The 15090-nt window shown below is 60.4% G+C and carries 12 protein-coding genes; 5 read left to right on the top strand and 7 right to left on the bottom strand.

Annotated features, from left to right (window positions below; all coding sequences use genetic code 11):
• Window positions 1-8: 8 nt before the first annotated feature.
• Window positions 9-1880 carry a methyl-accepting chemotaxis protein gene (locus I6L35_RS11115; protein WP_216980273.1) on the bottom strand — a complete coding sequence of 624 codons (1872 nt, stop codon included), beginning with the start codon at window positions 1878-1880 and terminating at the stop codon, window positions 9-11.
• A gap of 255 nt (window positions 1881-2135) precedes the next feature.
• On the opposite strand from I6L35_RS11115, the gene prfB reads away from it, so the two are divergent.
• The 5 genes from prfB (at window position 2136) to I6L35_RS11090 (ending at window position 9285) form a co-directional block, all read left to right on the top strand.
• A protein-coding gene (gene prfB / locus I6L35_RS11110; protein ID WP_100645262.1) for a peptide chain release factor 2 occupies window positions 2136-3234 on the top strand; the annotation gives its coding sequence in 2 pieces (ribosomal slippage) (window positions 2136-2210 and window positions 2212-3234; 1098 coding nt in all).
• 73 nt (window positions 3235-3307) lie between these two features.
• A complete protein-coding gene (lysS, locus tag I6L35_RS11105) occupies window positions 3308-4786 on the top strand; it encodes a lysine--tRNA ligase (protein ID WP_223849333.1) in 1479 nt (492 codons plus the stop codon).
• Between the two features lie 197 nt (window positions 4787-4983).
• Window positions 4984-6777 (top strand): assimilatory sulfite reductase (NADPH) flavoprotein subunit, encoded by a 1794-nt coding sequence (locus I6L35_RS11100; RefSeq protein WP_216978164.1) that lies wholly within the window; start codon window positions 4984-4986, stop codon window positions 6775-6777.
• A complete protein-coding gene (gene cysI, locus I6L35_RS11095; RefSeq protein ID WP_216978163.1) occupies window positions 6777-8501 on the top strand; it encodes an assimilatory sulfite reductase (NADPH) hemoprotein subunit in 1725 nt (574 codons plus the stop codon). The genes I6L35_RS11100 and cysI overlap by 1 nt, the downstream gene beginning before the upstream one ends.
• Complete coding sequence (locus I6L35_RS11090) at window positions 8491-9285, top strand: phosphoadenylyl-sulfate reductase (protein ID WP_216978162.1); 795 nt, start codon at window positions 8491-8493, stop codon at window positions 9283-9285. Before cysI ends, I6L35_RS11090 begins: the two co-directional genes overlap by 11 nt.
• A 93-nt stretch (window positions 9286-9378) precedes the next feature.
• On the opposite strand, the gene proX is transcribed toward I6L35_RS11090, so the two are convergent.
• The 6 genes from proX to I6L35_RS11060 all read right to left on the bottom strand — a co-directional run bounded on the left by proX (window position 9379) and on the right by I6L35_RS11060 (window position 15043).
• Entirely contained in the window at window positions 9379-10377 is a 999-nt protein-coding gene (gene proX / locus I6L35_RS11085; protein ID WP_216978161.1) for a glycine betaine/L-proline ABC transporter substrate-binding protein ProX, read from the bottom strand.
• On the bottom strand, window positions 10374-11525 hold the full coding sequence (gene proW / locus I6L35_RS11080; protein WP_216978160.1) for a glycine betaine/L-proline ABC transporter permease ProW: 1152 nt from the start codon (window positions 11523-11525) through the stop codon (window positions 10374-10376). Before proW ends, proX begins: the two co-directional genes overlap by 4 nt.
• Complete coding sequence (proV, locus tag I6L35_RS11075) at window positions 11522-12718, bottom strand: glycine betaine/L-proline ABC transporter ATP-binding protein ProV (RefSeq protein WP_216978159.1); 1197 nt, start codon at window positions 12716-12718, stop codon at window positions 11522-11524. Before proV ends, proW begins: the two co-directional genes overlap by 4 nt.
• Before the next feature lie 553 nt (window positions 12719-13271).
• Window positions 13272-13763 (bottom strand): type 3 dihydrofolate reductase, encoded by a 492-nt coding sequence (gene folA, locus I6L35_RS11070; protein ID WP_216978158.1) that lies wholly within the window; start codon window positions 13761-13763, stop codon window positions 13272-13274.
• Window positions 13764-13781: 18 nt separating this feature from the next.
• Window positions 13782-14249: a threonine/serine exporter family protein gene (locus I6L35_RS11065; RefSeq protein WP_026035076.1), complete on the bottom strand. Its 468-nt coding sequence runs from the start codon at window positions 14247-14249 to the stop codon at window positions 13782-13784.
• Entirely contained in the window at window positions 14246-15043 is a 798-nt protein-coding gene (locus tag I6L35_RS11060) for a threonine/serine exporter family protein (protein WP_005348133.1), read from the bottom strand. Before I6L35_RS11060 ends, I6L35_RS11065 begins: the two co-directional genes overlap by 4 nt.
• Between the last annotated feature and the right edge of the window lie 47 nt (window positions 15044-15090).

The following is a 15090-nucleotide window of genomic DNA, read 5'->3' as shown; positions in this document are numbered from 1 at the left end:
ACCGGACTTTACAGAATAAAGGTCGACACCTGCTGGTTCAGGTCAGTAGCTCGCCCCTTGAGGCTCTGGGCCTGATCCAGATCACGCATGGCGGCGGCGGTGATCTCGTCACTCACATCCTTGATGGCGGTGGTGTTCTGGGTGATCTCTCCGGTCACCTGGGTCTGCTCCTCAGCCGCCGTAGCGATCTGGCCTGCCATGTCGGAGATGAGCGACACTGCCTGGGTGATCTCCTCCAGCGCGGCAGCGGCGGCATCGGCATCCTGCACACTGTTATCTGCCAAACTCTGACTAGTCTGCATCAGGCTCACCGCACGGGCGGTGGTCTGCTGCAGGGTCTCGATGGTGGACTGGATCTGCTGGGTGGAGTCCTGGGTACGGCGCGACAGCACCCGCACCTCGTCAGCCACCACCGCAAAACCACGGCCCTGCTCACCGGCACGAGCCGCTTCGATGGCCGCGTTCAGTGCCAGCAGGTTGGTCTGCTCGGCAATCCCCTGAATGGTGGAAAGGATACTGGTGATCGCCTGCGCGTGGCGGCTCAGCTCGCCGATCACCTCGGTCGCCTGCCCCACCTCTTCGGCCAGACCATTGATGGACTGGCGGGTCTTGTTGACCAGCATCTTGCCCTGCTCACTGCTCTGGGCAGATTGCTGGGCAGCGGCGGCGGTGTTCTCGGCGTTGCCGGCGATCTCCATGGTGGCGCTCGCCATCTCGGTGACCGCCGTGGCGACCATGGTCACCTCCTGCTGCTGACGCTGCAGCTCGTCCACCGCGGCCTGGTTGGTCACCAGACTGCGCTCGGCATCGGCGTTCAGCTCGTTGGCCAGCTGACGGATATTGCCGATCAGCTGATGCTGGCTGCCGACGAAACGGTTGAAGCTGTTGGCCAGTTGGCCCACTTCGTCGTTGGCGTCGATCTTGATGCGCTGGGTCAGATCGCCGTTACCATCGGCAATGCGTGCCAGCGCTTGGGATACCTTGGTGAGCGGGCCAAGCAGCATGCTGACCAGCCAGGAGATAGCGAGGATGCTACCCACCAGCACCAGCAGCGCCATCCCCAGCTGGGTCATCAGCAGGGAGGAGAGCGGCGCTTCCAGCGCGGCCTTGTCCAGCACCAGTACCAGTTCCCAATCCGTGTCGGGGATATCGGCCGCCCACAGCAGCTTGTCTCGACCTTCGTTGTCAAAATAAGCTGGCACCAGCTCTTTGCTCGACTTGCTCTGCTCGATCAGCGCATTGGTCAGATCGTTGTCGATCTCGCTGGCCGGTTTCATCGCCTTGGCGGCATCCTTGTAAGCGATGATGGTGCCATCCTTGTGCATCATGATGGCGAAACCGTCGGCAGGCAGCTGCATCTTGGTCACGTCTTCCACCAGCGAGGCGATGGAGAGGTCACCACCGACGACCCCGCCAGAAACCGGCTGGGCCAGGGTCACCACCATGATGTTGTAAGCCACATCGAGATAGGGTTTGGTGACAATCAGGCCACCTTTGCTCATCGCCTCCTGATACCAGCCACGAGAGCGCGGGTCGTAGCCATCGCGGTTGATGGAAGGATCTGAGTCATTCATCTTGCCGCTGCTCTCACCGAAATAGGTGAGCTGGAAACGGCCGGAAACTTGTGCCTGTTGCAAGGCATTGAGGGGTTCGGCACCGGCCTTGTTGCCGAGCGCCTGGATCACGTCGCGACGGGCTGCGAGCCAGTCGCTGACACGCTCGGCCTGCTGGGTACCCAGCCGTTGCAACTGCTCCTGGCTGCCTTGCAGCAACAGGGACTTCTGGCTGCTATAGCTCTGCCAGGAGAGCAACAAAATCACCAACGAAAGGGCGATCACCACTGACAACAGTATCTTCTGCTTGAGTGACAGGTTTTTCATCATGTGTTCTTCTTATTGAGGTGAGGAGCGGGTTTTCCCTAAATTGCACAACACTACACGTAGTCATTAGCGACCCGAATGGCCAAAACTGAACCTGAAAATGGGTCTGCGGGCGATATTTTCTACCGAGGTGGAGAAAAGTGCACCAGAAATTGACGGCATGAGCCGCACAAGCCAAGGCAACCCTGTTTATTCCTTCCACAATTGGCTAGAATATCCCGTTTTTAAATCACATCGACCCTGAGAGTTTTCACGATGTTCGAAGTTAATCCCGTATTAAATAAACTTAAGGAGCTGTCTGAGCGGACCGAGCTTCTTAGGGGGTACCTTTGACTATGACGCCAAGAAAGAGCGTCTAGAAGAGGTCAACGCCGAGCTGGAACAGCCGGACGTATGGAATGAACCCGAGCGCGCACAGGCGCTGGGCAAAGAGCGCGTCGCGCTGGAAAACGTGGTCGGCACCATCGACACCCTGACCCAGGGCGTGGATGACGTCGAGATGCTGGTGAGCCTGGCCGTGGAAGGAGAAGACGAAGAGACCTTCAACGAAGCTATCGCCGAATCCGAGCAACTGGAAGCCAAGCTGGTGGACCTCGAGTTCCGCCGCATGTTCTCCGGCCAGCACGACGGCTCCGACTGCTATATCGACATCCAGTCCGGCTCCGGTGGTACCGAAGCGCAGGATTGGGCCAACATGGTGCTGCGCATGTACCTGCGCTGGGGCGATGCCCACGGCTACAAGCCCGAGCTGATTGAATGCTCCGAAGGCGACGTGGCCGGTATCAAATCCGCCACCATCAAGTTCACCGGCGAATATGCATTCGGCTGGCTGCGTACCGAAACCGGCGTACACCGTCTGGTTCGCAAGTCTCCGTTCGATTCCGGTGGCCGCCGTCACACCTCCTTCTGTTCTGTGTTCGTCTACCCCGAGATCGACGACGATATCGATATCGAGATCAACCCGGCGGATCTGCGGATCGACGTCTACCGTGCCTCCGGTGCCGGTGGTCAGCACGTTAACCGAACCGAATCCGCGGTACGTATTACCCACGTTCCGACCGGTGTCGTGGTACAGTGCCAGAACGACCGTTCCCAGCACAAAAACAAAGACCAGTGTATGAAGCAGCTGAAAGCCAAGCTCTACGAGCTGGAAATTCAGAAGCAGAACGCTGAGAAACAAGCCCTGGAAGAGACCAAGTCTGATATCGGTTGGGGCAGCCAGATCCGTTCCTATGTGCTGGATGACTCCCGTATCAAGGATCTGCGCACCGGCGTCGAAACCCGTAATACCCAATCGGTGCTCGACGGTGACTTGGACAAGTTTATCGAAGCCAGCCTGAAATCAGGTCTGTAAACAAGCAGGAATCACCATGTCTGAACAAACCATCACTCCGGAAGTCGACCACACTCTCGAACTCAACAACGAGATGACCGAGCGTCGTTCCAAGCTGGCCGCCCTGCGCGCCCAGGGTAATCCTTTCCCCAACGACTTCCGTCGCGACAGCCTCTCTGGCGATCTGCACGCAGAGTTCGACGACAAGAGCGCCGAGGAGCTGACGAGCCTGGGTAAACGGGTGAAGATTGCCGGTCGCATCATGACCCGCCGGATCATGGGCAAGGCTTCTTTCGCCACCCTGCAGGACATGGCCGGCAAGATCCAGGTCTACGTCACCCGTGACGACCTGCCGGAAGGTTTCTACAACGAGCAGTTCAAGAAGTGGGATCTGGGCGACATCGTGGGTGTCGAAGGGACCCTGTTCAAGACCCAGACCGGTGAGCTCTCCGTTCACGTTTCCGATATCCGCCTGCTGACCAAGGCGCTGCGTCCGCTGCCCGAGAAGCACAAAGGCCTGACCGACCAGGAAGCCCGCTGCCGCCAGCGCTACCTGGATCTGATCGCCAACGAAGAGTCCCGCAAGACCTTCATGATCCGCACCCAGGTGGTTGCCGGTATCCGTAAATTCTTCAATGAAAAGCGCTTCATGGAAGTGGAAACCCCGATGATGCAAGTCATCCCGGGTGGTGCTTCCGCGCGTCCGTTTGTCACTCACCACAATGCGCTGGACATCGACATGTACCTGCGTATCGCTCCGGAGCTCTACCTGAAGCGTCTGGTGGTTGGTGGCTTCGAGCGTGTCTACGAGATCAACCGCAACTTCCGTAACGAAGGTATCTCGGTTCGTCACAACCCCGAGTTCACCATGATCGAGTTCTACATGGCCTACGCCGACTACATCGATCTGATGGACCTGACCGAAGAGCTGCTGCGCACTCTGGCGCAGGACATTCTGGGCGACACCAAGATCCGTTACGCCAAAGAGGGCGAAGAGGGTCTGACCATCGATTTCGGTCAGCCGTTCCAGCGTCTCACCATGGTCGAGTCCATCCTGAAGTTCAACCCGGATGTAACTCTGGACGATCTGGCGACCCTCGAGAGCGCCAAGGCCGTTGCCAAGCGTCTGCACATCGAGCTGATGAAGGGCTGGGAGCTGGGCCACGTGATCACCGCGATCTTCGAAGAGACCGTGGAGCACATGCTGCTGCAACCGACCTTCATCACCGAGTACCCGGCAGCCGTTTCTCCGCTGGCTCGCCGCAACGACGTGAACCCGGATGTAACCGATCGCTTCGAATTCTTCATCGGTGGCCGCGAGCTGGCCAACGGCTTCTCCGAGCTGAACGATGCTGAAGATCAGGCCAAGCGCTTTCAGGATCAGGTTGATCAGAAAGAAGCTGGCGACGACGAAGCCATGTTCTACGACGCCGACTTCGTCACCGCGCTGGAACACGGCCTGCCGCCGACTGCCGGTCAGGGTATCGGTATCGACCGTCTGGTCATGCTGTTTACCAACAGCCACACCATCCGTGACGTCATTCTGTTCCCGGCCCTGCGTCCGCAGAAGTAAGGTTCATGCCCGCCGGGATCCATCCCGAGCGCGATAGCTTGAAAACGCCCCGCAACAGCGGGGCGTTTTTCTATCTCCTTTACCGCAAAATCACTTTCAAAATTCAATAATGGAATAAAGAAGATATTTTTATTCTTTGTTGTTAGCCAACACGCCCTTTAATCTGGCCAAAAATCAGACCATGGAAGACGCGTGTGATGCAATTGAAGGATTCCCCATTCAACCTCTCCCCCCTCTCTGACGAGCAGCAACGTCAGCTGGGTCAGGTACTCTCGACCCTCAATACCCAGCAACTGGCTTGGGTGAGCGGATATCTCTACGGCCTCTCCCAGGTGGGCATCCAGCCCGTTGCGACCGCAGGCGCAGAAGTCGTGGCTCCCAGCGGTAGCCTAACTATTCTCTACGGCTCCCAGACCGGCAACGCCAAAGGTGTCGCTACTGCCATCAAGGCGCAGGCCGAAGCCCGTGGTCTACCGGCCACCCTCGCGTCGATGGCCGACTACAAACCCAAGCAGCTCAAGAAAGAGAGCCATCTGCTGGTGGTAGTGAGCACTTACGGGGAGGGTGAACCGCCGGAGAGCGCCGTCGATCTGTTCGAGCAGCTTAAAAAAGGCAAGATCGGCAAGCTGGACGGCCTCAAGTTCGCGGTGCTGGGGCTGGGTGACAGCTCCTACGAATTTTTCTGCCAGACCGGCAAAGATTTTGACAACTTCCTCGCCAGCGCAGGGGCCGAGCGCATTTATGAACTCGCCAGCCTCGATGTGGATTATCAGGATGCCGCCAAGGCGTGGGGCGAACAGGCACTCAACGCCATTGCCGCGACCCTCTCTACCGGAGCGGCCAGCAGCAGCGTAGCCAGCGCGGTGCAGCAGGCGGTTGGCCACAGCCAGTACAGCAAGGAGAACCCCTTCCCTGCCCGCCTGTCGGTCAATCAGAAGATCACCGGCCGGGATTCCACCAAGGATATCCGCCATATCGAGATCAATCTGGCCGACTCCGGCATCACCTATCAACCGGGTGATGCCCTCGGCGTCTGGTTCGACAACGACGCCGACCTGGTGGGGGAAGTGCTGGCCCTGACCGGCCTCTCTGGCGATGAAGCCACGGCCCACGGCACCTTGCGCGCCGCCCTGACCGGTCACTTCGAACTGACCCGGCTGCACGGCGGCTTTATCACAGGGCTCGCTGATATATCGGACAACGCGGCGCTGAAAGACTTGGCCGGTGACAAGGCCCAGGTAAATACACTGGTCGCCTCCGCTCAGGTGGTGGATGTGCTGAAACGCTTCCCGACCGCGCTCACGGCCGAGCAGCTGGTTGGCCTGCTGCGACCCCTCACCCCGCGCCTCTACTCAATCGCCTCCGCACAGAGCGAAGTCGAAGAGGAGGTGCACCTGACCGTCGGCGTGGTGCGCTACCCGCAGGAAGATGGCACAGTGCGCTCTGGCGCCGCCTCCTCCTATCTGGCGGATCGGCTGATTGAGGATGGCGAGGTGCGGGTATTCATCGAGCACAACGACAACTTCCGCCTGCCCGCCAATCCCGACACACCCGTCATCATGGTGGGCCCGGGCACCGGCATCGCCCCGTTCCGCGCCTTTATGCAGGAGCGGGAAGCTCAGGGCGCGGAAGGCAAGAACTGGCTCTTCTTCGGCAACCCCCACTTTACCCAGGATTTCCTCTATCAGGTGGAGTGGCAGCGTTATGTGAAATCGGGGTTGCTGTCGAAGATCTCCCTGGCCTTCAGCCGGGATCAGGCCAACAAGATCTATGTGCAGGACCGTCTGCGCGAGGCAGGGCTTGAGCTCTACCAGTGGCTGGAAGCAGGCGCTCACTTCTATGTGTGTGGTGACGCCAACAGGATGGCCAAGGATGTGCAGGAGGCCCTGCTGGATGTGATTGCCGAACATGGCCACAAGAGCCGTGAGGAAGCAGAAGAGTATTTGAGCGAATTGCGTCGTGCCAAACGTTATCAAAGGGATGTCTATTGATGAGCAAACAACCTCTTTCTCACCCAAAAGCGGGGCCGGTCGAAGGACCGCTGGCCGACAACGAACGCCTCAAACGCGAAAGCAACTTTCTGCGCGGCACTATAGAGCAGGATCTGCAGGATCCGCTCACCGGCGGCTTCAATGGCGACAACTTCCAGCTGATCCGCTTCCACGGCATGTACCAGCAGGATGACCGCGATATCCGCCCGGAGCGCGCGGCGCAAAAGCTGGAGCCACTGCACAACGTCATGCTGCGTGCCCGTCTGCCCGGCGGCATCATTACTCCGGCTCAGTGGCAGGTGATCGACAAGTTCGCCGAAGAGAACACCCTCTACGGCAGCATCCGTCTCACCACCCGGCAGACCTTCCAGTTTCACGGGGTATTGAAGCGCGACATCAAGCTGATGCACCAGACTCTCAACAGCACCGGCATCGATTCCATCGCCACTGCAGGCGATGTGAACCGCAACGTGCTCTGCACCAGCAACCCGGTGGAGTCCGAGCTGCATCAGGAAGCCTACGAGTGGGCCAAGAAGATCTCCGAGCACCTGCTGCCCAAAACCCGTGCCTACGTGGAGATCTGGCTGGACGGTGAAAAACTGGGACAGGATGAGGAGCCAATCCTGGGTTCCAACTACCTGCCGCGCAAATTCAAGACCACTGTGGTGATCCCGCCTCACAACGATGTGGACATCCACGCCAACGATCTCAACTTCGTGGCCATTAGCGATCACGGCAAGCTGGTGGGCTTTAACGTGCTGGTCGGCGGGGGCCTCGCCATGACCCACGGCGACACCAGCACCTATCCACGCAAGGCGAGCGACTTTGGCTTTATTCCGCTCTCCCACGTGCTGGAGGTGGCGGCAGCCGTGGTCAGCACCCAGCGCGATTGGGGCAACCGGGTCAACCGCAAGAACGCCAAGACCAAGTACACCCTCGAACGTGTTGGCGTCGAAGCGTTCAAGGCCGAGGTGGAGAGCCGTGCCGGTATCCAGTTTGGCGAAGTGCGTCCCTATGAGTTCACCAGCCGTGGCGACCGTTTCGGTTGGGTCGAGGGGATCGACGGCAAGCACCACCTCACCCTGTTTATCGAGAACGGCCGCCTGCTGGACTTCCCGGGCAAGCCGCTCAAAACCGGCATGCTGGAGATCGCCAAGGTGCATCAGGGGGATTTTCGCCTGACCGCCAACCAGAACCTGATCATCGCGGGCGTTCCGGCTGGCGAGAAGGCCCGTATCGAAGGGCTGGCACGCCAGTACGGCCTGCTGGATGACGGCGTCAGCGAGCAGCGCAAGCAGTCGATGGCCTGCGTGGCCCTGCCCACCTGCCCACTGGCGATGGCCGAGGCTGAGCGCATGCTGCCCGCCTTTGTCACCGACATCGAAGGGCTGCTGGCCAAACATGGGCTGGCGGATGACGCCATCATCTTCCGGGTCACCGGCTGCCCCAACGGCTGCGGCCGCGCCATGCTGGCGGAAGTGGGTCTGGTGGGCAAGGCGCCCGGCCGCTACAACCTCCATCTGGGGGGCAATCTGGAGGGCACCCGCATTCCGCGCCTCTATCAGGAGAACATCACCGAGCCGCAGATTTTGGCCGAACTCGACGCGTTGATCGGTCGCTGGGCCACCGAGCGCAATCAGGGTGAGTGCTTCGGCGACTTCGTGATCCGGGTTGGGGTGATTGCGCCCGTTATCGATTCTGCGAGGGACTTCTATGCCGCTTAATCAGCCGCTTAATGTCACTGAAGATGGCCGCCTTGACCTGCAGGCGCTGCTAGCCCTCAGCCGTGAGGAGCAAGTCGAGGCACTGGTGCCCCTCAACCGGGAGCTGGATACCTTGAGCGCCCCAGAACGGGTGCGCTGGGCACTGGCCAATCTGCCGGGGGAGCATGTGCTCTCATCCAGTTTCGGCATTCAGGCGGCGCTGATGCTCCATCTGGTAAGCCGCGAGCGAGCCGACGTGCCCGTGGTGCTGACCGATACCGGTTATCTGTTCCCCGAGACCTACCGCTTTATCGACGAGCTGACCGAACGTCTCGCGCTCAACCTGAAGATCTATCGAGCCGAGCTCAGCCCGGCCTGGCAGGAGGCGCGCTTTGGCCTCCTGTGGGAGCAGGGGGTAGAGGGGATCACCCGCTACAACCAGCTCAACAAGGTGGAGCCGATGGACCGCGCCCTGCGTGAGCTGGGGGCCCAGACCTGGTTCTCCGGCCTGCGCCGGGAGCAGTCCGGCAGCCGTGGCAAGCTGCCGGTGCTGGGCATCCAGCGCGGCCGCTTCAAGTTCCTGCCGGTGATCGACTGGAGCAATAAGGACGTCTTCTACTACTTCAAGGAGTTCGACCTCCCCTACCACCCGCTGTGGGAGCAGGGTTACCTGTCGGTGGGCGATATCCACACCACCGCCAAGTGGGAGCCGGGCATGAGCGAGGAGCAGACCCGCTTCTTCGGCCTCAAGCGCGAATGCGGCCTGCACGAGGAGAACGGCGAGAACGACGGCTCAGGCATCTGAGCCAAGCTGTCCACCCGCACGGCTTTCATAAAAAAACGCCCGGCAACAGCCGGGCGTTTTAATTTGCGCAAAAGGGTGGCATTCCACCCCTCATTACTTGGCGGCGCGCGCCTGGGTCAGCCAGTCGTTCACCAGCACCTCGTGGCCCTTGAGCCAGGCGTCGGTGTGACGCTCCACGTCCGCCGGCTTGTTCTGCCCCTTGTTCATCAGGCCGTTCTGCACGTTGATGTCATTAAGCGGCAGCTTGACGATGGAGAACAGCCTGGCGGCTGCCGGGTTGGCCTCGGCGAACTGCTTGTTGGCGACGATGTGCATGGTGTTGACCGGGAAGCCATAGTTCTTGCCGTTCGGCAGCCGGGTCTTGGCCGCATCAGGGCCATCGGCGGGCACCTCCAGCCACACCACGTCCTTGCCTGGCACCAGCTCGCTGCTGAGCCAGTAGGGGGTCCAGGTGTAGTAGAGCACCGGCTTGCCGGCCTGGTAACGGGCACGGGTATCGGCGATCAGCGCCGCGTAGTTGCCCTGCTTGTGGTTGACGGTCGGGGTCAGGCCAAACCCGGCCAGATGACGGTTGATCGCCTCTTCACAGCCCCAGCCCGGGTTGCAACCCACCAGATCGGCCTTGCCGTCGCCATCGCCGTCAAACAGCGCCGCCAGCTTGGGATCCTTGAGCTGACCCAGGTTGGTGATGCCGTAGCGGGTCGCGGTCTGCTTGTCGATGAGATAGCCCTGGGCGGCCCCGGCCACATAGGTGCCCTCACGGAAGAACACCTTGTCACCTCCCGCCTGCTCATACTTGTTGTTTTGCAGCGGTATCCAGTTGAAGGCGAGGAAGGTGCCATCCCCCTGCGCCACCGAGGCGTAGGCCACGTTGTAATCCACCTCCTGAGCCGGCTGGACGTCATAGCCGAGGCGCGCCATCAGCTTGCTCACCAGCAGGGTCTGAAAGCTCTCCTCCGGCAACGAGCTCTGCAGGGGCTGGACGCGCACGCCCTCCCCCGGCAGCTCGGTGCTGGCCATGGCGAGCGGACCGAGCAGTTGGGAGCTCAACAGCAGGGAACCCAGGGTCAGCGTCTTGGTGATAAGCCTCATGCATTTACTCCTTTGTAATCGATTGACTTGTCGCGGCCGAGCAGGCGCAGCAGCAGGGCGGCGGGGCCGCGTTGATACCAGCGGCCGCTACGGCTGCGATCCGGCTGTCCCATCGCCTGGGTCAGGCGGTCGAGCACGATGGCCAGCAGCACGATGCCGAGGCCGCCGATGGAGGCGAGCCCCATGTCGAGCCGGCCGATGCCGCGCAGCACCATCTGGCCGAGGCCCCCCACCGCGATCATGGAGGCGATCACCACCATGGAGAGTGCCAGCATCAGGGTCTGGTTGACCCCGGCCATGATGGTGGGCATGGCGAGCGGCAGTTGTACCTTGAACAGCAGCTGAGAGGGGCTGGCACCGAACGAGTGAGCCGCCTCCACCAGATCCGCGGGTACCTGGCGAATGCCCAGCATGGTGAGCCGGATCATCGGCGGCAGCGCAAAGATGACGGTCACCACCACCCCGGGCACGTTGCCGATGCCGAACAGCATGACGATGGGGATGAGGTAGACGAAGGCCGGCGTGGTCTGCATCGCATCCAGCAGCGGCCGGGTCCAGCGCGACAGTCGCTCGCTCCTCGCCAGCAGGATGCCGACCGGCAGCCCGATCAGCACGCAGAAGAACAGCGAGGTCAGCACCAGCGACAGGGTCACCATGGCATCGGACCAGGCGCCGATCAGCCCCACCACTACCAGTGAGAACAGGGTACCCAGCGCCATGCGACCGTTCACCAGTTGCCAGGCGATCAGGGTCAGCAGGCCGATCATCAGGGTGGAGGGCACCGTCTGCAACAGATGGGTCATGCCGCCCAGCGCCAGCTCCACCGGTGCACGGATCAGCTGAAACACGGGACGCAGGTTGTCGACCAGCCAGCCGATGCCGCCCTCGACCCAGCTGTCCAGTGGCACCAGCGCCTGCTGGAAGGGATCCAGCCAGTCGACGGCGGCGGTAGTGTCGACCGCCTCGATCTGGTTCTGCCAGTCGGTCGCCTCAGTGTCGGTACTGCCCCAGGGATCGGCAACCTCGGTGGCGGCCGCACTGGCCCCCCAGGGGTCGACCGCAGCCTCATCGGCACGCAGGGAGGGGCTCGCCAGCAGCACCAGGGCCAGCAGCCCGCTCAGTAAAAAATGGGGATTCATCCGCTTCATGCCGGGGTACTCCTGTCCAGGGTGTTCAGCAGGTTGGCCTTGGAGATGAGGCCCAGGTAAGTGCCATCCTCCTCGACCACGGGCACCTGACAGGGGGCGGCCGCCACCTGGCTGATCAGTTCGTTGAGAGCGGTGTCCGCCAGAATGGGCTGGATGTCCGCCAGCAGCGCCTGCTCCAGGCGGCCTTTGGCCCTGACTGCATGACCGAGCGACTCCACCGAGACGACCCCGATGAAGCGACGCCGGCGATCCACCACGTAACCGAACTCCCGCTCCTGCTCCTTGAGCTGGCGCAGGGCGTTGCCCGGCCCGTCGGTGGTGTGTTTCTTGATGAGCGGCATCTGCTTGCGGCTGGCCACGTCGCGGGCGCTGAACACGTTGGCCAGATCCACCCCGCGAAAGAAGGCGCGCACATAGTCGTTGGCGGGCTGGTTGAGGATCTCGTCCGGGGTGCCGACCTGCACCAGCTGGCCGTCCTGCATGATGGCGATGCGATCGCCGATGCGCATCGCCTCGTCCAGATCGTGAGAGATGAAGACGATGGTGCGCTGCTGGCTGGCCTGCAGCTTGAGCAGCTCGTCCTGCATCTCGGTGCGGATCAGCGGATCCAGCGCGGAGAAAGCCTCGTCCATCAGCAAGATGTCGGGGTCGTTGGCCAGCGCGCGGGCCAGGCCGACCCGCTGCTTCATGCCGCCGGAGAGGGCATCGGGGAAGGCATCGATCCACTGACCCAGCCCCACCTGATGGAGCGCCTGACAGGCGCTCTGCTGGCGCTCCGCCAGCGGCACACCGGCCAGCTCCAGCCCAAAGGCGGTGTTTTCCAGCACGCTCAGGTGCGGCATCAGGGCGAAGGACTGGAATACCATGCTGATCTTCTTGCGCCGTACCTGACGCAGCTCGCTGTCGGAGATGGCGGCGATGTCCTCGCCATCGATCAGCACCTGGCCGCGGGTCGGCTCGATCAGCCGGTTGAAGAGACGCACCAGGGTGGATTTGCCCGAGCCGGAGAGGCCCATCACCACGAAGATCTCCCCTTCGTCGATGGCCAGATTGACATCCTGGACCCCCAGGGTCTGCCCGGTTTTTTGCAGGATGCTGGCGCGGTCATGCCCTTTCGCCAGCAATTTGAACGCTTTTTCCGGCTGATCGCCGAAGATTTTGTAGAGTGATTTAACCTCGAGTTTGACTGTCATACTGTCCTTTTTTCATGGTCGACATCTTGGTGATTAACCTGCCGAACGCGAACCGATTGTTTTTACACTAAGCAATTAACAACCAAAACAAAAGAACCAATAGAGTCCACAAAAACAAACCACAAAATAAACCATTGATTTTAAAAAGTTATTTTTATCAATAAAAACCGAACAAAGCCTGGCTTTATCCATAAAATTTTCCATATAAAACGAAGATGTACTGGGAAAAGTCATTCAAAAACAATCAAAAAAGCGCAATAAAATGCAGGTTAATGACGGTAACTGTGTAACGCGCCATCCAGATAATCGACAACGACCAAATGATTACACATCTAACTATTTATTGGTCGCAATGAGGACAGATTGGGGGACAAGAAAAGGAGCTGAGGAGGGAGGCTAAAGGAGTATTCACCCGCCACGATGAGATCGCCGCAGCCACCTCTGGACTATCGGCCTGCTGGCACGGAGCTTCTGGCAAATAGCCCGTGCGAAAAAAGCCCCTTGTGCAACACAAGGGGCTTTTTCGTGGCTATCGGTTAGCACATGCCATGATTCAGCGGCGCTGCCAGGTCTCGAATCGGTAGGGGTGCGGGTTCTTTTCATCGGCAGGGTGGCTCTCGCAGTCGATGCGCAGCCACTGGCCATCATCAAACGCGGGGAAGCGGGTATCTCCTTCAACTGACAGATCGATTTGCGTCAGGTAGAGACGATCCGCACTCGGCAACATCTCGGTATAGAGATGACCACCACCGATCACCATCAACTCTTCCACCGTGCTACTCGCCAACAGGGCCAGTGCCGCCTCGACTGACCCCACGACCTCGATGCCCCCAGCCTGATAACCGGGATTGCGGCTGATCACCAGATTGCGCCGTCCGGGCAGCGGTCGACCGATGGATTCGAAGGTTTTGCGCCCCATCAATACCGGTTTACCGAGAGTGACACGCTTGAAGTGAGCCAGATCGGCAGGCAGATGCCAGGGCATCTGGTTGTCCTTGCCGATCACCCTGTCGTGGGCCATGGCGGCAATCATGGAAATCTTCATGGGGCCTCTCACCGTCTGTCAGATTATGGGGCGGTTACGGTACACGACCAGAGAGGGGATCGCCAAACCGAAACTGAGGGCACCAACGATAAAGAGCGCCTTGAGGCCGTTCTCTACCGCACTCTGGATTAACTCCATGGTCACGCCGTTGATATTGAGCTCTACCACCGCAATCATGGTTTTGAACGCATAACTGCCCGGGATCATCGGAATAATCGAGGCAACGCTGAACACCGGACGCGGCGCCAGCAGACGGCGCGACCAGTAGACGCAGACAAAGCCGACCGTGGTCGCCGCCGCCAGCGTCGCCCACTCGATGGGCATACCATAGTGGATCAGCAGGGTACGCAGGCTGTGGGCCAGCGCGCCGCCCATGGCGCAATACTTCAACATCCGTGGCGGCACGTTGAACAGCATGGCAAACCCCACCGCCGGAATGGAGGACCAGAAGGCATCCTTGGCGAGTAGCCAGAGCAAATCCATCATACTTTCCACCCCCAGATACCGGTGACCGACATGGCCAAAATGATACCTATGGCGGCGCTGATGGTCAGCAGGGTCGCGGTCCCCCAGCGGGCCAGCCCCATGTTGAAGTAGCCCTTCACCATGTCGGAAACCGCATTGATCAGCGGAAAGCCCGGCACCAGCAACAGCACGCTGGCCGCCATGGCGAGATAGGGCTGGTCACCCCAGTTGAAGAAGGTGGCGCTGGAAGAGAGCAAGGTGGCGATAAAGCCGGTGGCGGCAAAGTTGATGAGCGGGCTGTGGTGATGGCGGGCCATCAGCTGGCGCACCCGCATGGCCACGGCAGACGAGAAGCAGGTCACCAGGAAGATGGGCCAGTCACCGCCAAACAGCAGGCTGAAGGCGCCGCAAGAGAGCCCCACCATGGGGACCACCAACCAGGGGTGATAGTGGAAAGGGACGATGGCCTCGAGCCGCTGGCGCACTTCACGGGCACCGATCAGCTCCTTCTCCGCCATGATGCAGATCCGCTGGATCTCGCACACCACCTGCATGTTGATGCCATGTTCACGCACCCGCCGGGTAGTGGTAACACAGCCCCCCTGATAGAGGCTGGTGAGCACGATGGCACTGGAAGAGATGGCCATTTCGACACTCTCCAGCCCCAGTGCCATCCCCAACCGCACCGTGGTCTGCTCGATGATCCGGCTCTCCGCCCCAAACTGGGCCAACATCTGACCCACCTTGACGATAATGCGGGTGATCTCTGTCTGTTGCTCCCGCGACAACACCCGTCTTGGTGTGATACTTCTCATAATCCCTTCGAGTCGTAGCAATAAAAATTTCGGCCATATTAGCCTAA

The organism is Aeromonas sp. FDAARGOS 1405 (genome assembly GCF_019048265.1).
Lineage (GTDB): Bacteria > Pseudomonadota > Gammaproteobacteria > Enterobacterales > Aeromonadaceae > Aeromonas > Aeromonas veronii_A.
This window is presented reverse-complemented; position numbering and strand designations above follow the sequence as displayed.